The organism is Acidovorax sp. SRB_24, assembly GCF_012931925.1.
Genome location: NZ_MWOM01000023.1, coordinates 41,837 through 60,144, shown reverse-complemented (window position 1 = coordinate 60,144; position 18,308 = coordinate 41,837). Strand labels below are relative to the sequence as shown.

At 64.1% G+C, this 18,308-nt stretch carries 20 protein-coding genes; 5 read left to right on the top strand and 15 right to left on the bottom strand.

Annotated elements, in window-relative coordinates; genetic code table 11:
• Together gloA and B2J89_RS10365 are read right to left on the bottom strand one after the other, a co-directional pair.
• The coding region (gloA, locus tag B2J89_RS10370) for a lactoylglutathione lyase (RefSeq protein ID WP_169169002.1) at positions 1-365 on the bottom strand (365 nt) is incomplete at its 3' end.
• The gene (locus B2J89_RS10365) at positions 362-913 is read right to left on the bottom strand and encodes a PaaI family thioesterase (RefSeq protein WP_169169001.1); all 552 of its coding nucleotides are present in this window, start codon (positions 911-913) and stop codon (positions 362-364) included. The genes B2J89_RS10365 and gloA, both read right to left, overlap by 4 nt.
• 72 nt (positions 914-985) lie before the next feature.
• On the opposite strand from B2J89_RS10365, the gene B2J89_RS10360 reads away from it, so the two are divergent.
• Genes B2J89_RS10360 through B2J89_RS10345 form a run of 4 tightly spaced genes read left to right on the top strand, consistent with a single transcriptional unit; the run spans position 986 to position 4,679 of the window.
• Positions 986-1,480, top strand: coding sequence for a MarR family winged helix-turn-helix transcriptional regulator (locus B2J89_RS10360; protein WP_169169000.1), 495 nt, complete (start codon positions 986-988; stop codon positions 1,478-1,480).
• Positions 1,467-2,717 (top strand): MFS transporter, encoded by a 1,251-nt coding sequence (locus B2J89_RS10355; RefSeq protein ID WP_169168999.1) that lies wholly within the window; start codon positions 1,467-1,469, stop codon positions 2,715-2,717. The genes B2J89_RS10360 and B2J89_RS10355 overlap by 14 nt, the downstream gene beginning before the upstream one ends.
• A 52-nt stretch (positions 2,718-2,769) precedes the next feature.
• Positions 2,770-3,276 (top strand): MaoC family dehydratase, encoded by a 507-nt coding sequence (locus B2J89_RS10350; protein ID WP_169168998.1) that lies wholly within the window; start codon positions 2,770-2,772, stop codon positions 3,274-3,276.
• On the top strand, positions 3,273-4,679 hold the full coding sequence (locus tag B2J89_RS10345) for an MATE family efflux transporter (RefSeq protein ID WP_169168997.1): 1,407 nt from the start codon (positions 3,273-3,275) through the stop codon (positions 4,677-4,679). Before B2J89_RS10350 ends, B2J89_RS10345 begins: the two co-directional genes overlap by 4 nt.
• 79 nt (positions 4,680-4,758) lie before the next feature.
• Here B2J89_RS10345 and B2J89_RS10340 read toward each other — a convergent pair whose 3' ends face one another.
• From B2J89_RS10340 to B2J89_RS10320, 5 genes are all read right to left on the bottom strand, one after another.
• The gene (locus tag B2J89_RS10340) at positions 4,759-5,556 is read right to left on the bottom strand and encodes an SDR family NAD(P)-dependent oxidoreductase (RefSeq protein ID WP_169168996.1); all 798 of its coding nucleotides are present in this window, start codon (positions 5,554-5,556) and stop codon (positions 4,759-4,761) included.
• 485 nt (positions 5,557-6,041) lie between these two features.
• The gene (locus tag B2J89_RS10335; RefSeq protein ID WP_169168995.1) at positions 6,042-6,290 is read right to left on the bottom strand and encodes a hypothetical protein; all 249 of its coding nucleotides are present in this window, start codon (positions 6,288-6,290) and stop codon (positions 6,042-6,044) included.
• 152 nt (positions 6,291-6,442) lie between these two features.
• On the bottom strand, positions 6,443-6,748 hold the full coding sequence (locus B2J89_RS10330; protein ID WP_169168994.1) for a hypothetical protein: 306 nt from the start codon (positions 6,746-6,748) through the stop codon (positions 6,443-6,445).
• Positions 6,745-7,380, bottom strand: a complete 636-nt coding sequence (locus B2J89_RS10325) for a VC1465 family Xer recombination activation factor (protein ID WP_169168993.1) — start codon at positions 7,378-7,380, stop codon at positions 6,745-6,747. Before B2J89_RS10325 ends, B2J89_RS10330 begins: the two co-directional genes overlap by 4 nt.
• Before the next feature lie 122 nt (positions 7,381-7,502).
• Positions 7,503-8,453: a DNA-binding protein gene (locus B2J89_RS10320; RefSeq protein WP_169168992.1), complete on the bottom strand. Its 951-nt coding sequence runs from the start codon at positions 8,451-8,453 to the stop codon at positions 7,503-7,505.
• Between the two features lie 116 nt (positions 8,454-8,569).
• Between B2J89_RS10320 and B2J89_RS10315 the strand changes: the two genes are divergently transcribed.
• The gene (locus B2J89_RS10315; protein ID WP_169168991.1) at positions 8,570-9,640 is read left to right on the top strand and encodes a tyrosine-type recombinase/integrase; all 1,071 of its coding nucleotides are present in this window, start codon (positions 8,570-8,572) and stop codon (positions 9,638-9,640) included.
• A gap of 227 nt (positions 9,641-9,867) precedes the next feature.
• Here the strand turns inward: B2J89_RS10315 and bioB are convergent, their stop codons facing one another.
• The 8 genes from bioB to B2J89_RS22765 all read right to left on the bottom strand — a co-directional run bounded on the left by bioB (position 9,868) and on the right by B2J89_RS22765 (position 18,306).
• Positions 9,868-10,926: a biotin synthase BioB gene (gene bioB / locus B2J89_RS10310; protein ID WP_169168990.1), complete on the bottom strand. Its 1,059-nt coding sequence runs from the start codon at positions 10,924-10,926 to the stop codon at positions 9,868-9,870.
• A gap of 513 nt (positions 10,927-11,439) precedes the next feature.
• Positions 11,440-11,907, bottom strand: a complete 468-nt coding sequence (locus B2J89_RS10305; protein WP_169168989.1) for a VOC family protein — start codon at positions 11,905-11,907, stop codon at positions 11,440-11,442.
• 114 nt (positions 11,908-12,021) lie between these two features.
• Positions 12,022-12,771 carry an enoyl-CoA hydratase gene (locus tag B2J89_RS10300; RefSeq protein WP_169168988.1) on the bottom strand — a complete coding sequence of 250 codons (750 nt, stop codon included), beginning with the start codon at positions 12,769-12,771 and terminating at the stop codon, positions 12,022-12,024.
• Positions 12,768-13,937, bottom strand: coding sequence for a CaiB/BaiF CoA-transferase family protein (locus tag B2J89_RS10295; protein ID WP_169168987.1), 1,170 nt, complete (start codon positions 13,935-13,937; stop codon positions 12,768-12,770). The genes B2J89_RS10300 and B2J89_RS10295 overlap by 4 nt, the downstream gene beginning before the upstream one ends.
• 1 nt (position 13,938) lies before the next feature.
• A complete protein-coding gene (locus B2J89_RS10290) occupies positions 13,939-14,910 on the bottom strand; it encodes a tripartite tricarboxylate transporter substrate binding protein (protein ID WP_169169006.1) in 972 nt (323 codons plus the stop codon).
• 115 nt (positions 14,911-15,025) lie between these two features.
• Entirely contained in the window at positions 15,026-15,916 is an 891-nt protein-coding gene (locus tag B2J89_RS10285) for a LysR family transcriptional regulator (RefSeq protein WP_169168986.1), read from the bottom strand.
• Positions 15,917-16,026: 110 nt separating this feature from the next.
• Positions 16,027-18,075, bottom strand: coding sequence for an acetyl/propionyl/methylcrotonyl-CoA carboxylase subunit alpha (locus B2J89_RS10280; RefSeq protein WP_169168985.1), 2,049 nt, complete (start codon positions 18,073-18,075; stop codon positions 16,027-16,029).
• Positions 18,076-18,093: 18 nt separating this feature from the next.
• The gene (locus B2J89_RS22765) at positions 18,094-18,306 is read right to left on the bottom strand and encodes a GDCCVxC domain-containing (seleno)protein (RefSeq protein WP_169168984.1); all 213 of its coding nucleotides are present in this window, start codon (positions 18,304-18,306) and stop codon (positions 18,094-18,096) included.
• Positions 18,307-18,308: the final 2 nt, after the last annotated feature.

The window sequence follows — 18,308 nt, the reverse complement described above, 5'->3', positions numbered from 1 at the left end:
ATCTTGTAGCCGTCGGGGTCGGTCACAAAGGCGATCACCGTGCTGCCGCCCTTGACCGGCCCGGCCTCGCGCGTGACGTTGCCGCCGGCGGCCTTGATCTTCTCGCAGGCCGTGTACGCGTCGGGCACGCCCAGGGCGATGTGGCCGTAGGCGTTGCCGTGGTCGTAGCTCTCGGTGCCCCAGTTATAGGTCAGTTCGATCTCGGCCTGGCCGGGGTTGCCACCGTCAAAGCCCAAAAACGCGAGCGAGTACTTGTACTCGGGGTTCTCCGACTGGCGCAGCAGCTGCATGCCCAGCACCTGGGTATAGAAATCGATCGAGCGTTGCAGGTTGCCGACGCGCAGCATGGTGTGAAGGAATTTCATGGCCTCGATTGTGCCGGCAGATCGAAGACCAGGCATGTGGTGGTGGCGTGGGCGTACAGCATGCCGTCGGGGCCGACCAGGCGCGCCTCGGCCGTGGCCAGCTGGCGCCCGCAGTGGGCCACGCGGCCCTCGGCGCGCACGCGCTGCACCTGGGGCGTGAGCGCCTTGACCAGGTTCACACCGAGTTCGGCCGTGGTGTAGCCGCGGCCCGCTGGCATGCAGGTGTGCACGGCGCAACCCAGGGCGGAGTCGAGCAGGGTGGCAAACCAGCTGCCATGCACCGTTCCCATGGGGTTGAGGTGCGCGGCGCCGGGCGTGCCCTGGAAGATGGCGCGGCCGTGTTCCACCTCCACGATCAGAAAGTCCAGTGTCTGGGCAATGGCGGCATAGGGCAGTTCGCCGCGCAGCATCGCCTGCATTTGCTCCAGGCCGCTCATGTGGGCAATCTGCTCGCGCCGGGCAACGCCTGGACCCGGGCCCAGGTCCAGGCGCGCGAGGATTTCGCGCTCCTGCGCGAGCCAATCTTTGAGGTGGTTGTGCTGGGTCATGGGGTTCCTGTGCTGGGGTTGGGGGTTGCATTTAATATTGCATATGCAAGTATTGCAGATACAATCAAATCCATGCAAGCCGATGCTCCCATACCCGCCACCGATCGTTCCGCCTCCCCGCCGATGCCGCAGGGCTGCACCAACTTCAAGCTGCGCCAGCTGATGCGCCGGGTGGCGCAACACTACGACGCCGAGATGGCGCAGTGCGGGCTTAAGACCACGCAGTACTCGCTGCTGTCGCACGTGCTCAAGCTCGGGCCCATCCGGCCCAGCGACCTGGCGGCAGCGATGAAGATGGACGCTTCCACGCTCACGCGCAACCTGCGTCCCCTGGTGGAGGCGGGTTGGGTGGTGCTGGAGGCCGGCGCCGATGCGCGCAGCCGCCTCGTGCACATCACCGATGCGGGCAGCGACAAGCGCGCCGAGGCCCAGCGCTGCTGGAAGGTGGCACAACGGGCGCTGAACGACACCCTGGGTGTGGAACGCGTGGCGGCGCTGCATGCGCTGGCCGATGAGTCCCTGGCGCTGCTGGCGCCCACAGCGGAGCAGGAACATGGCGAAGACTGAGCGTGTGGGCGGGGCCGCGAGGTCCTGGGCCGTCTGGCTTGTGCTGCTGGCGGCGGCCGGCGCGTTTGCGCTCACCATGGGCGTGCGGCAGACCATGGGCTTGTTCCTGTCGGCGTTGAACACCTCGACCGGGCTGGGCGTGGGCAGCATCAGCCTGGCCTTTGCGCTGGGCCAGCTTTGGTGGGGGTTGACGCAGCCTTTTGCCGGCGCGGTGGCCGACCGCATCGGCACTGGGCGCGTGATCCTCCTGGGCGTGGTGCTGGTGGCAGTGGGCACGTTCATCACACCGCTGATGACCACGACGGCGGGCCTCGTCCTTGCCATTGGCATCCTGGCCGCCGGGGGCGCGGGCATGGCAGGGCCGTCGGTGCTCATGGCGGCCAGCGCGCGGCTAGTGCCACCGCACAAGCGCGGCCTGGCCACCGGCATCGTCAATGCGGGCGGCTCCTTCGGCCAGTTTGCAATGGCGCCCATCGCCATCGGCCTGACGGCAGCCGTGGGCTGGGCCAGCGCAATGCAGTGGCTGGGCGTGCTCGTGCTTCTGGCGCTGCCGGCGGTTTTCATACTGCGCGGCAATGCAAATGCGCTGGCGGCTCAGGCTGCAGCCGCCTCGGGGCAGAAGGCGCTGAGCGCCCGACAGGCCATTGCCCATGCGCTGGCCACGCCCAGCTACCGCTATCTGGCGGCGGGTTTTCTGGTGTGCGGCTTCCATGTGGCGTTTCTGGCCACGCACCTGCCGGGGGTGATTGCCGCCTGCGGGCTGGCACCCGAATTCGGCGGGTGGTCGCTGGCGCTGATCGGGCTGTTCAATATCGTCGGCAGCCTGGCCATGGGCTGGGCGGTGGGGCGCTGGCGCATGAAATCCCTGCTGTCGCTGCTGTACGCCACGCGCGCCATCGCCGTGCTGGCGTTTCTGCTCGCGCCCAAGACCGGGCCGGTGGTGCTGGTGTTTGCCGCCGTGATGGGCGTGACCTTCCTGTCCACCGTGCCGCCAACGGTGGGCCTGGTCGCCAAGATGTTTGGCACGGCCAACATGGCCATGCTGTTTGGCATCGTGATGCTGGCCCACCAGGTGGGAGGATTTTTTGGCGCTTACCTGGGCGGCAGCGTGTTCCAAGCCACGGGCAGCTACGACTGGGTCTGGTACATCGACATCGTGCTGGCCTTGGGCGCGGCGTTGGTCAACCTGCCGATCCGCGAAGCCCGCCTGGCGCGCCCCGCGCCTGCCGGGGCCTGAGCAAGGCGCTGCACCCATTTCGTCCTCCGTCCTTGTTGAAAGCGCTATTGCCATGACAGACCCGCTTGCTTCGCCCGCGCCCGCAGCATCCCGCCCACAGCAAAAGCCCGTCTACCTCGACGACCTCACCGTGGGCGACCAGTTCAAAAGTGGCGAACATGCCATGGACGCAGAACAGATCAAGGCCTTTGCCGCGCAGTTCGACCCGCAACCGTTCCACCTGGACGATGCGGCCGCGCGGGCCACGCTGTTTGGCGGCCTGGCCGCCAGCGGCTGGCACACGGCGGCCGTGACCATGCGCCTGCAGGTGACCAGCGGCCTGCCAATTGCGGGCGGCATCATCGGCGCGGGCGGCGAACTGAGCTGGCCCCAGGCCACACGCCCTACCGACGTACTGCATGTGGTGAGCGAGGTGGTGCAGATCCAGCCCTCCCGTTCCAAGCCGGACCGCGGCATGGTCACCGTGCGCAGCGAGACCCGTAACCAGCACGGCGAGGTGTTGCAGATATCCACCGTGCGCATCGTGGTCCCGCGCAAACCCCAGGGCACTGCCGCATGAGCACCGCACTCAACCCGCGCACCCGCATGCTGCTGGAGGCGCCGATTGCACCCACGCTGCTGCGGCTGGCCGCGCCCAATGTGCTCGTCATGCTGGCGCAGGCCGGGGTGGGTCTGATCGAGACCTACTTCGTCGGCAAGCTCGGCACCGATGCGCTGGCGGGCATGGCCCTGGTCTTTCCGGTCGTGATGCTGATGCAGATGACCTCGGCCGGCGCCATGGGCGGCGGCATTGCGTCCGCCATTGCGCGTGCCCTGGGCGCACGGCGGCGCGACGATGCCGATGCGCTGGTGCTGCACGCGCTGGCCATTGCGGCGGTGTTCGCGCTCGTTTTCACGGTGGCCGTGGTGGGGGGAGGGCGCTGGCTCTACACCCGCATGGGCGGCACGGGCGGGGCGCTCGATGCCGCGCTGGTCTATTCCAACTGGGTGTTTGCGGGCGCCTTTCTGGTCTGGCTGTTCAACACGCTCTCCGCCGTGATCCGGGGCACGGGCAATATGGCGGTGCCGGCCTATGTCACGGTGCTGGGTGCGTTCGTGCTGGTGCCGCTGTCGCCCCTGCTGATCTTTGGCTGGGGCCCGTTGCCTGGCCTGGGCATTGCGGGCGGCGCGATCGCGCTGATGGCGTATTACTTCCTTGGCAGCCTGGTGCTGGCGGGCTACCTGTGGTCTCCGCGCAGCCTGCTGCGGCCGTCGTTTGCGCAGATCCGCTTTCGCTGGGCTTTGTTCAAGGACATTCTGCGGGTCGGGCTGGTGGGCATGGTGTCCACGGTGGCCACCAATGTGACCATTGGCGTCACGACGGCCTTGGTGGGCGGCTTTGGCACGGCGGCCATTGCGGGCTATGGCACCGCATCGCGCCTTGAATACCTGCTGGTTCCGCTGGTGTTCGGCCTGGGCGCACCGCTGGTCGCGATGGTCGGCACCTGCATTGGCGCCGCCCAGCGCGAGCGCGCCCTGCGCGCCACCTGGATCGGCGCAGCCATGGCGTTCGCGATGGCGCAAGCCATCGGCCTGGGGGCCGCGGCTTTCCCGAATGCCTGGTTGTCGCTGTTCAACAGCGATCCGGCCATGCTCGAAGCCGGTGGCCAATACCTGCGCACGGTCGGGCCGACGTACGGCTTCTTCGGCCTGGGCCTGGTGCTGTACTTTGCCTCGCAAGGGGCAGGGCGCCTGCTCTGGCCCGTGCTGGGCAACACCGTGCGCCTGGCCGTGGCCGTGACCGGCGGGTGGCTGGCCCTGGGTTGGGGAGGGGGCTTGGCCGGAGTGTTTGCCGCGCAGGCTGTGGCGCTGGTGCTCTACGGGTTGGTCAATGCCTGGGCCATTGCGGGCGGCGCCTGGTTCGGCCCCGTGGGATGGCCGCGCAGCATGGCAGGCTTGCTCAAGCGTGCGCCGCAGCCATGATGGATTTTAAGAGCCAAAAGACGCTCTAGCGCCTATCCACCAAGCGCCAGAAGCTATCAATTCAATAGCTTGCGTTGGCTCAAACGGGTACGGTGTAGTTCAACGCCATGCGCCCGCCATCCACCGTGACGATCTCGCCGGTCACGTAGCTGGCGGCATCGCTGGCCAGCCAGGCCACCACATCGGCAATCTCGGCCGGTTCGCCTAGCCGTTTCATCGGCGTGCGGCTGAGGATCTTGTTTTTGGCGTCGTCGCTGGTCAGCACGGCCTTGGCAGCGAGTTCGGTGGCAATGGTGCCAGGCGCCACCGCATTCACGCGGATGTTCTTGTCGGCCAACGCCAATGCCATGGCGCGGGTGAGCTGGTTGACGCCGCCTTTGCTCACGTTGTAGCTGGCGATAGTAGGGATGGCCAGCACGCCATTGACGGAACTCATGTTGACGATGGCGCCCCCACCGGCCGCCGCCATGGCCCGCGCCACAGCCTGGCCCACAAGGAAGGCTCCCTTGAGATTGACGCGCAGCACGGCGTCAAAGTCCGCCTCGGTGACATCGAGAAAATCGGCCGCGCGGAAGATTCCTGCATTGTTCACCAGCACATCGATGCGCCCATAGGCTGCAAGGGTTTGGACCACCAGCGCATCCACTTGCGCCTTGTCGCCCACATCGCAGCGGACATACAGCGCACCCAGCTCCTGCGCGAGCGCCAGGCCGCGCACGCCGTCCACGTCGGCAATCACTAGCTTCGCGTCTTCAAGCGCAAACCGGCGCACGCAGGCCTCGCCAATGCCTTGCGCACCGCCTGTGATGATGCAAACGCGGCCCCCATGGCCAAAGTGGACGCTGGACGCTTGTGACAGTGCTGAAGGGGTAGTCATGCGCGCATGGTATCGCCAGTGTGGGCAATTTCTTCATTGCAGTGATGTTCGGAAGCTGCGCGCAGCCGGCAGTTCCAGACCCAGGTTGGCTAAAGCACTGCGCCAGCTGGACGCTCGCTCCGGGTCATGACGGCGCAGCCGCAGGCGTTGCTTCACTAGATACGATGTATAGGGCATTATCTTGACTCCGCCAGATAATAATCTTCATTCGCTTTTAAAAAAAGAGCGGCGTCAGGATTTAGTGCTGTCCACATAATCCACGCCCTGCAAAACACCCTGTTTATCAAGGCGCGAATACGATTCGTCGTTTGCAGCGGCAGCGCCTCGCGATGGACCGGGCGCAGGGGCGAGCGCAGCGGTCACCATGGGGGGCATACCCCCCATACCCCCAGCAGGGACGCGGGGACGGCGCAAAGGCCTGCTCTGGGCCAACCAGTAGCGATAGACCGCGTCAGGCGACGGAGGTGGGGGTGGCGTGCGTCGGCTCACGCTGCAGCCTTCAGGGCGACGCCAGCCAGGGCGGCGGACATGCCGAAGGTGGCGAGCCAGCGCTCGACAACGCGGGAATCCTCCGACGGATGGGCTTGTGCCACGCGATGGAGCAAAGCCGCGCCGGTCATGAGCTGCTGCAACAGCTGTGCATTCAGGCGAGCACCCGCAGTGGCCGCGATCGCCGCTTGCCATTCAGCCGCTGCTGCCGCTGTATCGATTCCCGTAGACTCTTGTTTAGCCATGGTCTCAGTTCCTTTTCAACTGGGTTGTGGTCAGGGGTGTCAGGCGGTTCAGACGCCTAGATGCCCCGCTTGGATAGCCCCGAAGGGCCAGGGAGGCCCCCAGCCGGGCCATATGGGCCAGCCAGGGGGGAACGGTGGAAGGGGGTAGGGCATCACCGCTTGCCCCCTTTCTTGAGCGCCTTCGAGGCCGCCCCGGCTTCGCGTTTGAGCCGGGCGTGGCGGGCCAGACGTGCACGCTCGGCCGAATCAGCCCCCTTTTGGTAGATCCGCTCTGCGGCCTTTTCCTCGGCAGCAGAGAGCATGCGCGAGTGCACCACGCCAGCGCCCTCGGTGACGTCGCTCCAGACGCGGGCGGCCAGATCCACCAGCAGCGACGAGGCCTGCGGCAAAGGCACGCCATCGGCCTCAGCGTTGCGGTACGAACGGGAGGCATCCCGCTGGTTGCTCGAGCGGCTCATGCGGCCCTCCGGGTGCTGCAATGGTTAGCGTCCGCTAACGAATAAGCCGTTTTTGCTACTGGTTTGATAGCGTAGAGCCCAGTGTTCGCGCCAAAAACGGTTTGCTGTGTCGGAAAGTGAACTATTAATAAATTAGGCACCGGCGCTTCGCGCCGGTCGCCCAAGGGCTCCCGGCCAGCTGCGCGGCCGGCCGCGGGCGCCACGCTGCGCATGGCGTCCGTGTCCCGCCGCTCAGCCACCAGTGCCATGAGGGCTTGTTCGAACTGGCCAGAGCGCTTAAACATGCTCCCAAAGCAATCAGCACGCCGCACAAGGAGCGACCACCAGGAGCTATCCGTGCCAACGAACGAGCGCCCCTCAGGCGACCAGAGCTTGCCGCCATGAAAACACCACCCAGCCCACGAAGGCCCAGGCAGGTCCATGCGGTTCAAGAGGCGCAGCAGCTTGTAGGCGGCAAACGGGATGTCATGCTTGCCGGACTGCCAGTTATGCAAAGTGCGCTCGGTGACGTGAAGAAGCTGCGCGCAGCCGGGCAGGTCCAGGCCCAGGCTGCGGTACATGGCCCGGAACCTTTGCGCAAGCTGAGCGCGGGTCTCCGGGTCATGGCGGCGCAGCCGCAGGCGTTGCTTCACTAGATACGATGTATATTATGTTAAATAAGAAATTTCATCCATGCACAAGCTGCCCGAATCGAGTGTCGCGATGTGATGCGATGTTCTGAGGCATTGCCCACCCTCTACCTCTTCTGACGTGCTCAGGGGCGACGTTTTACAAGTTTTCGACGTGGCGCAGGTGTTCGGTACAAGCGCCGCGGGGACGGTGCCTCTTTCGCTTTGAGCCCATCGCTCTGGAGCACAGCGAGAAGCCTTTGCCCATGCGCCAGTTCTCGCTGGGCGCTTGCGAGGTCCTGGTGCAACTGCTGAATTTTGTGTTCCTGCTCCAGCGCGTAGGCCTGGTGCGTGGACAGCGCGCTTTCCAGCTGCTGCTGTGCAACTGCCAGCTTGCGGCTTTCGTCCTGGGCCGACAACGTGGATTTGCGGGCTTCTTGCCGCGCGCGGTCTACCTCTTCGAGCCAGCGGCGCTCACTGGTGCGGTAGTGCGCTTCCTGCCGTGTGCGCTCGTCCAGTGCTTGGGCCTGGGCTGTGTCCAGGCGCGCTTGGAGTGCAGCGTATTGTTCTGCCTGCCGGGCTGCAGCCGAGCGTTGGGCAGAAATTTCAGCGTCGCGCAAGGCCAGGGCACGTTCGCCGGCTCTCCAGCGTTCATTGCTTTCGGCCAGTTGCTGTGAACACAGCTGCATGGCCGCCTCCGCGGCGTGCAGACGCTCATTCATCGCCAGTTCGCGCGCGTCCAGCTCTGCGCGGGCTGCCGCCAGCTGCTCGGCCGCTTCAGTGACAGCCGCTTGCTGCGCCTGCCAGGAGGCCGCGGCCCGGGTTTCAGCTTCACTGCAGGCAGCACTCCACAAGGCGGTGGCCGCCTGGGCCACCGCATGCGGCAAAGCACTCTCGACTCCTGCCCTACCGCCGCCCAGGCGCTGGCCGAGGTCCGAAAACCACTGCTCCAGCATCGGACTGACCGTGTTGGGAGAGCCCCGGCCTATGCGCTGGCGGATGCGCTCGATCGTGGGGCGCAGGCCATCGTGCAGCAGCGCATCTGCGGCCTCCGCAACATCTTCGTACTGGATTCCGCGTGAAATGCGGTGCTGCATGGCTTGACCTCTTTTAGAAAACGATAAGAGAGTTTTATCGTGATGTATTTTGCTATTATGTAATATATCTAACATCGTACATAACATTAAATATATTTTCAACGGTATCATGGGCCATGTTCACTCCGCTGCTCCAAAAAGTTCCTGCGTTGCTGCCTTCTGCGCTGAGTGACGTCACGCGCAATGCCGTACATGAGTTGATGCGCGAGGGAGAGTCGCTGAATACGCTGGCCAGCTACCGCGCCGCCCTGCGCTACTGGGCCGCCTGGTATGGGTTGAGATATGGCGTGCAGATCCAGCTGCCGCTGCCCACGGCCTGCGTACTGCAGTTTGTGGTGGACCACGCCCAGCGCGCCACGGCACAAGGCCTGGCATCCGAGCTCCCTGATTCGATTGACGACGCACTGGTCGCGGGCGGCTATAAAGGCAAGCCCGGGCCGATGGCACACAGCACGCTGGTGCACCGGATCGCGGTGATGTCCAAGGCCCACCAGTTGCGCGGCCTGTCCAATCCCTGCCACGACGTGCAGGTGCGTGAGCTGCTGTCGCGCACGCGCAAGGCCTACGCCAAGCGTGGCGCCCTGCCCCGCAAAAAAGCCGCCTTGACCAAAGACCCGCTGCAGGCCTTGCTCGAAACCTGTGACGACACCCTGCGTGGCAAGCGCGACCGCGCTTTGCTTCTTTTCGCCTGGGCCAGCGGTGGCAGGCGCCGCTCCGAGGTCGCCGGCGCCCAAATGGAGCAGTTGCGGCGCATCGGCCCCGCAGAATTTGTCTACACCCTCGCCCACTCCAAAACCAACCAGGCGGGGCGTGACCTGCCCGAAAACAACAAACCGGTTCTGGGGCCAGCCGGGGACGCATTGCAAGACTGGCTGCTCAGCAGCGGCATCGCGCAAGGCCCTATTTTTCGGCGCATCCTGAAAGGCGGGCACCTGGGCGGACCCATGTCGCCGGCCGCGGTGCGCACCATCGTGAAAGCACGTTGCGCTCTGGCGGGCGTGGAAGGTGATTTCTCTGCCCACTCGCTGCGCTCGGGTTTCGTCACCGAGGCAGGCCGGCAGAATGTTTCTTTGGCGGACACCATGGCCCTCACGGGGCACCACAGCATTCCCACGGTAATGGGCTACTTCCGGGCGGAGGCCACCATTTTGAACAAGGGCGCCCGTCTGCTGGACGGCTCAGAGTGAGCGAGCATGCCCTGCCATCGTGTCGCCATGGGAGCGGTGCCTGATGGCGCGGCGGCTGCGCAGGTTTTCCCTCTAGCCTGGAGCTGCTAGACCCACCCGCTTGTGGCGCGGATTTTTCACCTCGAATGGCCTGGCGCCTTACGGCACTCTGCGCGCATGCACTTCAGGTCCTGGCCGCACTGCTCCGGGCGCAAGCCCCGCGGCAGCCAGCCCTGCGCAGCAGGTGCTCAAACGGGCCCGTTTCCTTCGGACGCCACCGTCCGGTGGCTGCTCAACCCCAGTTTGCGCAACAACTGCACGTCGGCTTCGACGTCCGGGTTGCCCGTCACCAGCAGCTTGTCGCCGTAGAAGATGGAATTGGCGCCGGCCATGAAGCACAAGGCCTGCACGGCTTCGCCCAATTGCTGGCGGCCGGCCGACAGGCGCACACGCGCCGTCGGCATGGTGATGCGGGCCACTGCGATCACACGCACGAAGTCCAGCGGGTCCACCGGCTCGCTGTCGGCCAGTGGCGTGCCGGGCACGCGAACGAGGCTGTTGATGGGAACGGATTCCGGATAGGGACTGAGGTTGGCGAGTTGCGCAATCAATCCCGCCCGGTGCACCGGCGCCTCGCCCATGCCCACGATGCCGCCGCAGCACACGCTGATGCCCGCAGCGCGCACATTCTGCAGTGTGTCGAGGCGATCCTGGTAGGCGCGGGTGCTGACCACGTCGGTGTAGTACTCGGGTGCCGTGTCGAGGTTGTGGTTGTAGTAGTCCAGCCCTGCCCCTTTTAAGGCCTGGGCCTGGTGCGGCGCCAGCATGCCCAGCGTGGCACAGGTCTGCAAACCGAGGCCCTTCACGGCCGACACCAGCTCGGACATCTTTTCAATGTCGCGGTCCTTTGGGGCACGCCAGGCGGCGCCCATGCAAAAGCGGGTGGCACCGGCGTCTTTCGCGGCCTGCGCCGCACGCACCACCGCCTCCACGGCCATGAGCTTTTCGGCCTTCACGCCGGTATCGAAATCAGCGGCCTGCGGGCAGTAGCCACAGTTCTCTGGGCACCCCCCGGTCTTCACCGACAGCAAGGTGGCCAGCTCAATTTCGCCCGCGGGCCAGTGCGCACGGTGGACGCTCTGCGCCCGGAACAGCAACTCCATGAACGGCAGGTCCAGCAGTTCCTGCACTGCCTCCACCGACCAGGGGCCTTGCGCGGCGGCCGGCTCGGAGAGAGGGCGAAACAGGCGGACGGGGGACTGCTCTGGCGCAGGAATGCCTTGCGTCATGGCTTCGATCGATGGCATGGGAACCTCTGGTCTGTCAAAACAATGCCTCTATTGTGGGTCGGTTTGCTATCAAGAAAACGGGACGCCAAACCACCCGAGTCAAACGCAGCAAATTTTGAATGCGGATTCTTTCTCTGCAAATGAATGGTGATAGAAAATATTTGACGACCATAGGCAATCTTTAGCGACATTTAATTCCCCACCCGAAATGCTGCAGCATCAGACTCCATCTCACGTCAATATTCCGACTTCCCTGGGTTTATTTGGCGGCACTTAGCGTCTTTTGCCGAAAAATTCATCGAAAACGCAATGGTCGCCACAATTTCAGGGGAAAAGCCGGCATGACACGCTCAATAAATAGTCAGTAGAAGCGCGGCACTCCTGCCGGCAGCACAAAGAGGCCATACAGGTTTGGTAGGTTATGGCTTTGTCGCGGCACGGAACTAGAGGCTGCCACTCGACGGCCTACCGCACGCTGGCCGCATGGGCGGCTGCTTCGCACGTCTGCCAGCGGTGGCCTGCAGGTCTCGCTCAGCCAAGCGCCGCGATCACCTGCGGCGGGGCCTGTACCAGCTCGATCAGTACGCCTTCGCCCGCGATCGGGAAGGCCTCGTTGGCCTTGGGGTGCAAAAAAGTGATGTCATAGCCCGCGGCACCCTTGCGGATGCCGCCCGGCGCAAAGCGCACACCCTGGGCGGTGAGCCATTCCACGGCCTTGGGCAGATCGTCGATCCAAAGGCCCACATGGTTCAGCGGCGTGGCGTGCACGGCGGGCTTTTTTTCGGGGTCGATGGGTTGCATCAGATCCACTTCGACCTTGTACGGGCCCTGGCCGATCGCGCAGATGTCTTCGTCCACGTTCTCGCGCTCGCTCTGGAACGTGCCAGTGATTTCGAGACCCAGCATGTCCACCCACAGCGCCTGCAGGCGCTTCTTGTCAGGGCCGCCGATGGCGATCTGCTGGATGCCCAGCACTTTGAATGGCCGATTTTTCTTCACGATCTATCGCTTTCTTTGCGTTGACGACAGCCCGTATTGTGCTTTTTCTCCGCCAGCGGGGGCCGCGGTTTTGCCATCCCTGTGCCGTGCGAGGCGTCCCCCTGACCCGTTGGGTCAAGTCTTGAGAAATGACGCGACACCCGCCTTGAAGGCCGCGCTGCCATATACCGCTTCGACCAGGTCCTGGTCCGCCAGGCTCTGCTCCACCACGATGCGCCGGACGCTCTCCTTGACGGCTTGCTGCGTGACCCGCGACAAGCCCGCCAGCCGCAGCGCCAGCGCATGCGCCGAGGCCTCCAGCGCTTCTGGCGCGCAGGCACTGTAGACAAAGCCGCAGGCCGTCGCCTCTTGAACGTCCAGGTACTCGGCCAGCATCAGCATCCGCTTGACCCGGGGCGCGCCGAAAGCCGCCATCAGCCGGGCGATATTCCTGGACGACAGCGTGTTCGACAAGGTCTTCGCAATCGGGGCGCCAAAACGCGCGCCGTGGCTGCACACGCGAAAGTCGCACGCGGTGGCGATTGCCAGGCCGCCGCCCACCGCCCAGCCGTCGATGGCGGCAATGGTGGGCACGCGCACCCGCTCGATCGCGTCGATCACCGTCTCCACAAAGGCTTCGTACTGCACGCCTTCGCTTCCCTGGCTGAATTGCGCGAAATGCTCGATGTCGGTGCCCGAGATGAACGAGCGTCCGCCCGCGCCCCGAAAGACCAGGGCCTGGACCGCGGGGTTGGCCGCACACTCGTCCAACCACTGCAGCAGCCGCTCGTACATCGCCTGCGTCATGGCATTCTGGCGCTCGGGCCGCACGATCAGGATCTGGGCAATGCCTTCGGTGACCGACAGGCGCACGGTATCAGTCATGCCTTCAGTGCCTCCAGCTCGGCCAGGATTTCGCCGGTGTGCTCGCCCAGCAGCGGCGGGTGGCGCCGCACCTGCTGGGGCGTGCCCAGCATCTTGACTGGGAAGCCGATGTTCTTCACCTTGCCTTCGATCGGGTGGTCGATCTCCATGCACATGCGCCGGTGCGTTCCATGCTCGCCTTCGAAGGCTTCGGGGTAGGACAGGATGGGGCCCGCGGGAATGCCGGCTTCGAGCATGGTATCCACCCAGTCGGCGCTGTCTTTTTTCGCAAACTCCTGCTCGATTTCCTCGATCAGCGCTTCGCGGTTCTTCAGGCGCAGCGACACCGTTGCATAGCTCGGGTGTTGGAGCAGGTCCGGCCGCTCCAGCAAGGCGCACAGCTTGGCCCAGAGCTTCTGGTTGGTCGCGCCCATGACGAAGTAGCCATCGCGCGCCTTCACGGCCTGGTAGGGCGCGCTCATCTTGTTGCTGGTGCCCAGCGGTGCGGGCGGCACGCCCGTGCCCCAGTACTCGGACATGTCCCACACGGAAAACGCCATCGCCGAGTCAAACAGCGACGCATCAATGTGCTGGCCCTGGCCGGTTTTCTGGGCGCCGATGTAGGCGGACAGCAAACCATAGGTGGCGAACAGCGCGCAGCCAATGTCGGCCACCGGCACGCCGGCCTTGACGGGTTTCTCGCCCTTGTAGCCGGTCACGCTCATCACGCCGGACATGGCCTGCGCCATCAGGTCAAAACCGGGGCGGCTGGCCCAGGGGCCGCTTTGCCCAAAGCCCGAAATGCTGGCATAGACGATTTTCGGGTTGATCTTCTTGATGGTTTCGTAGTCGATGGCCAGGCGCTGAACCACGCCGGGGCGGTAGTTCTCGACGATCACATCGGCGGTCTTGGCCAGCTCGTAGAAGACCTGCTTGCCCTCGTTCGTCTTCAGGTCCACGGTCAGCGAACGCTTGTTACGGTTCATGTTGAGAAAGCCCATGCTGTCCGGGCCCTTCATCTTGAAGCCCATGGCCCCCCGCGTCTGGTCTCCCTCTGGCGGCTCCACCTTGATCACGTCGGCGCCCAGATCGGCCAGCAGCATGCAGGCGAAGGGCCCGGCCATGACCTGGCTGACGTCCAGCACCCGGATACCTTGCAGCGGCAAGGGCATTGGTGTGGCCCCCATCTCAGCTCTCCTCTGTGATCTTGGCGGCACGCACCACACCACCCCACTTCTTGTATTCAGCGGCCATGAACGCGGCAAACTTGTCGACCGAACCGCCTCCGTCTTCGACACCATAGCCGTCAAAGCGCGCAATGACGTCGGGCATGGCGAGCACCTTGTTGATGTCGGCATTGATCTGGCGGGCCACGTCCTTGGACATGTCCTTCGGGCCCACCACGCCATACCAGCTCGAGGCATCAAAGCCCTTGAAGCCCTGCTCATCCATGGTTGGCATGTCTGGAAAGCCCTTGGCGCGATTCACGCGGGTCTGCACTATGCCCGCCATCTTCTTGGCCTTGACTTGGGCGGTCGCGGCCGTCATGGTGTCGAAGCTGAAGTCGATCTGCCCGCCGATCAGGTCCGTTTGCATGGGACCAGACCCCTTGTAGGGAATGTGGATGCTTTGCACCCCGGCCGCCATGTTGAACATCTCGGCCGCCAAATGCTGCACCGAGCCCGTTCCCGAAGAACCAAAGCTGATTTTCCCGGGGTTTTTCTTGCACAGCTCCACCACGTCCTGGATCGACGCGTAATGGTTCTTGGCACTGGTCACCAGAATGTGCGGCGTCGCACCGATCATGGCAATCGGCGCAAAATCCTTGAGCGGATCGTAGGTGATGCTTTTGAAAATATGCGGTGCAATCCCGTGGGTATTCACGTGGGCCATCAGCAACGTGATGCCGTCCGTGAATTTGGTCTTGGCAAAATAATCGGCCGCCAATACACCCGTGGCGCCTGGCTTGTTTTCGACGATGACCGGGCGTCCCCACAATTCGGCGAGTTTCTGGCCCACGATGCGCGCAAACACATCGGTTCCGCCGCCAGGCGCCCAACCCACCAAAATCTTGACAGGGCCTTTGGGTAAATCGGCACCCAGGGCCCAGGGGGAAGCCAGCAGCGCGGCGCTGCCGGCCATAAATTCACGGCGTTTCATTTTTGTCTCCTTTGTGGTGGTTTCTCGCACGACTGTCGCCGACCCCCCGGGGTGCCGCAAGCATGTGGAACACATGCCTGATTTCGTATTCCGCGAAATCAAGAACGATGGGGCTTCAGTTTGCGGCCCCAAGGAGCTCTGCGACCACATTGCGCAGGGTCTGCTCCTGCGCCTGTCCTTCCACAAAGGACAGCACATACGAGCGGTGGTGCCAGTCACCGTCGATTTCTGCCGAGCCCAGCGCCTCTTCGGGGTGGAAGCTGCGCAGGATGTCGGGGGGCATCAGGCCAATGCCCAGGCCATGGCGCACGAGGGCCAGCATGGTGTCAAAACCGCTGACGGTGAAGTTGTTGCGAAACAGCCGGCCCCGGCTTCTGTGCGCCCGTTGCACGGCCGACAGAATGGCCGAGCCTTTGCCCAAACTCACAATGGGCCTGTTCAAAATGTCATCGATGCCGACGGGTTCCGCCGGGAACTGAAAATGCCTGCGGCTGTACACCAGCACCAACCTGTCGTGCTGGTAATCGAATTTTTCCAGATCGAGGAAGCCGCTGGTTTTCTCGTAAATCCCCACATCGATCACTTTGTCCCGCAATAACTGCTGGATGACCTGGCTGTTTTCTTCCAGAATCTTTACCGTGATCTGCGGGTATTTCTCCTGGATGCGGAAGATATCCTGGGCCAGCGACTGGATGACCACCGATTTGGGTGCGCCAATAATGATGCGCCCATCGCGGCCATGTCCCAGGGCCTGCGCATCGCCTTCCAGGCGGCCGATGAGGTTGTCGATCTGCTTGATGTGCGCCAGCAGCTTGTCGCCCGATTCCGTGACTTTGACGCCGTGGGGCAAGCGCTTGAACAGCTTCGTTCCCAACTGCTGCTCCAGGTCCGTCAGGCGCTTGGAAGCCGCCGCCACAGCCAGGATGAGCTTGTCGGCGGCGCGGGAAATACTGCCCTCTTCCGCAATGGCCAGCACCAGCTGGACGGTGGTCGTATCAATTTTCATGTTCACTCGCAGCGTGCATCCGGATTGGCAGGTAAAAAAGCCCGCCTGCGGGTGCGCAGGCGGGCTTTGGGGTGGGCGGGCACATCAAGCGCACGGGCCCGTGCGGCAGATCACACAAACTCCAGAATCACCTGGTCCACGCTCAGCGATTCGCCCTTGCCGGCAGTGATCTTGCCGACCACGCCGTCTTGGGCCGCAAACAGGATGTTCTCCATCTTCATGGCTTCGATGACGGCGAGCTTTTCGCCGGCCTGCACCTTCTGGCCTTCTTGCACCGCCACGTCGACCAGCAGGCCCGGCATCGGCGAGAGCAGGAACTTGGACAGGTCGGGCGGGGCCTTGTAGGGCATGAGCCGGTACAGCTGCGCGCCCAGCGGCGAGAGAACCAGCGCGTCGATCTGCGTGCCGTTGTGCGCAATGCGCAGCGCCAGCGGGTTCTTGGCCGTGCCGCGCTCGACCTGCGCGGTGAAGCCCTTGCCGTTGCACTGGCCCTGCACGCGGATCTGGCCTAGGGTGGCGGTGCTGCTGATTTGATAGCTACGACCGCTTACCAGTACAGCACTGGAGCCCGATTTGTCTTCAAAATCGGTGACCGAGACCGGATGGTGCTGGTTCTGCCCTTCCGCACCCAGCGTGACCACCACAAACTCTTCGCCGACCTTGACGTTGTGGCCCTCCAGCTGCCCGCTGATGCCCGAAGCGCGCGCGCGGTAGCGGCGGTTCATGTAGGCGGCCAGGGCGACGAGGAACAGCGGGTCGTCGTGCGGCACGTCCTCGGCAGCAAAACCGTGGGCGTAATTCTCGGCAATGAAGCCGGTGTTGAAGTCGCCGGAGACGAACTTGGGGTGCGCGAGCAAGGCCGCCTGGAACGGGATGTTGCTGCTGATGCCGCGGATGACGAAGCCGTTGAGCGCGGCGCGCATCTTGGCGATCGCATGGCTGCGGTCGGTGCCGTGCACGATCAGCTTGGCGATCATGGAGTCGTAGTACATCGGGATCTCGCCGCCCTCGTACACGCCGGTGTCCACGCGCACGCCCAGGCGCTTGCCGGTGTCGGCCTGGAACATCGTTTCTTCGGGCGGCTGAAAGCGCACCAGGCGGCCCGTGGAGGGCAGGAAGTTGCGGAACGGGTCTTCGGCGTTGATGCGGCACTCGATGGCCCAGCCATCGCGCTTGACGTCGGCCTGCTTCAGGGGCAGCTCCTCGCCGGCCGCGACGCGGATCATCAGCTCGACCAGGTCCAGGCCCGTGATGCACTCGGTCACCGGGTGCTCGACCTGCAGGCGGGTGTTCATTTCGAGGAAGTAGAACGACTGGTCCTTGCCGACCACGAACTCCACAGTGCCGGCGGACTGGTACTTCACGGCCTTCGCCAGGGCCACGGCCTGCTCGCCCATGGCGCGGCGGGTGTCGTCGCTGATGAAGGGCGATGGCGCCTCTTCGATCACTTTCTGGTGGCGCCGCTGGATCGAGCACTCGCGCTCGTTCAGGTAGATCACGTTGCCGTGGCTGTCGCCGAGCACCTGGATCTCGATGTGGCGCGGCTCCTCGACGAACTTCTCGATGAACACGCGGTCGTCGCCAAAGCTGTTACGCGCTTCGTTGCGGCAGCTGGTGAAGCCGTCGAACGCTTCCTTGTCGTTGTGCGCCACGCGCAGGCCCTTTCCGCCACCACCCGCGCTTGCCTTGATCATCACGGGGTAGCCGATGGAGGCCGCAATTTCGACCGCCTGCTTGGGGCTGTCGATGGCGTCGTTGTAGCCCGAAATGGTGTTGACCTGGGCCTGCTTGGCCAGCTTCTTGGACGCGATCTTGTCGCCCATGGCGGCAATGCTGTAGTGCTTGGGACCGATGAAGGCGATGCCTTCTTCTTCGACACGCCTGGCAAACGCCTCGTTCTCGCTCAGGAAGCCGTAGCCGGGGTGGATGGCCTGCGCACCCGTCTGCTTGCAGGCGGCAATGATCTTGTCGGCCAGCAGGTAGCTCTCGCGGCTGGGCGCAGCGCCGATGTGCACGGCCTCGTCAGCCAACTGCACATGGCGCGCGTCCTTGTCGGCGTCGGAGTAGACGGCGACGGTGGCGATACCCATTCTTTTGGCGGTGGCGATGACGCGGCAGGCGATCTCGCCGCGGTTCGCGATCAGAATTTTCTTGAACATGACAGGAGTTCTTTCATCTCAGCCACAGCAATGGCTGCCGGCTTGAACGGGGGGGCATTTGACAGAGCCGTAGCTGCAAAAAACACAGCAATCACCGGGTTGGGGTTTCAAGACGACATGGCAATGCGTGCATTCATAGAAGAACTGGCAAGCATCGGTCGGCATCGTCTCCTCCTTGGCGTGGCCACATTGAGGGCAGGTGATGACGCTTTGCAGCACGGGCGTTTTCATGG

Bases quoted from the DNA above. Each gene is read 5' to 3' on its own strand.
- B2J89_RS10355 (WP_169168999.1), top strand. From the start codon at position 1,467: ATGGCGAAGACTGAGCGTGTGGGCGGGGCCGCGAGGTCCTGGGCCGTC.
- B2J89_RS10280 (WP_169168985.1), bottom strand. From the start codon at position 18,075: ATGTTCAAGAAAATTCTGATCGCGAACCGCGGCGAGATCGCCTGCCGC.
- B2J89_RS10360 (WP_169169000.1), top strand. From the start codon at position 986: ATGCAAGCCGATGCTCCCATACCCGCCACCGATCGTTCCGCCTCCCCG.
- B2J89_RS10330 (WP_169168994.1), bottom strand. From the start codon at position 6,748: ATGAGCCGCTCGAGCAACCAGCGGGATGCCTCCCGTTCGTACCGCAAC.
- B2J89_RS10365 (WP_169169001.1), bottom strand. From the start codon at position 913: ATGACCCAGCACAACCACCTCAAAGATTGGCTCGCGCAGGAGCGCGAA.
- B2J89_RS10315 (WP_169168991.1), top strand. From the start codon at position 8,570: ATGTTCACTCCGCTGCTCCAAAAAGTTCCTGCGTTGCTGCCTTCTGCG.
- B2J89_RS10300 (WP_169168988.1), bottom strand. From the start codon at position 12,771: ATGACTGATACCGTGCGCCTGTCGGTCACCGAAGGCATTGCCCAGATC.
- B2J89_RS10285 (WP_169168986.1), bottom strand. From the start codon at position 15,916: ATGAAAATTGATACGACCACCGTCCAGCTGGTGCTGGCCATTGCGGAA.
- B2J89_RS10350 (WP_169168998.1), top strand. From the start codon at position 2,770: ATGACAGACCCGCTTGCTTCGCCCGCGCCCGCAGCATCCCGCCCACAG.
- B2J89_RS10295 (WP_169168987.1), bottom strand. From the start codon at position 13,937: ATGGGGGCCACACCAATGCCCTTGCCGCTGCAAGGTATCCGGGTGCTG.
- B2J89_RS10335 (WP_169168995.1), bottom strand. From the start codon at position 6,290: ATGGCTAAACAAGAGTCTACGGGAATCGATACAGCGGCAGCAGCGGCT.
- bioB (WP_169168990.1), bottom strand. From the start codon at position 10,926: ATGCCATCGATCGAAGCCATGACGCAAGGCATTCCTGCGCCAGAGCAG.
- B2J89_RS22765 (WP_169168984.1), bottom strand. From the start codon at position 18,306: ATGAAAACGCCCGTGCTGCAAAGCGTCATCACCTGCCCTCAATGTGGC.
- B2J89_RS10290 (WP_169169006.1), bottom strand. From the start codon at position 14,910: ATGAAACGCCGTGAATTTATGGCCGGCAGCGCCGCGCTGCTGGCTTCC.
- B2J89_RS10320 (WP_169168992.1), bottom strand. From the start codon at position 8,453: ATGCAGCACCGCATTTCACGCGGAATCCAGTACGAAGATGTTGCGGAG.
- B2J89_RS10340 (WP_169168996.1), bottom strand. From the start codon at position 5,556: ATGACTACCCCTTCAGCACTGTCACAAGCGTCCAGCGTCCACTTTGGC.
- B2J89_RS10345 (WP_169168997.1), top strand. From the start codon at position 3,273: ATGAGCACCGCACTCAACCCGCGCACCCGCATGCTGCTGGAGGCGCCG.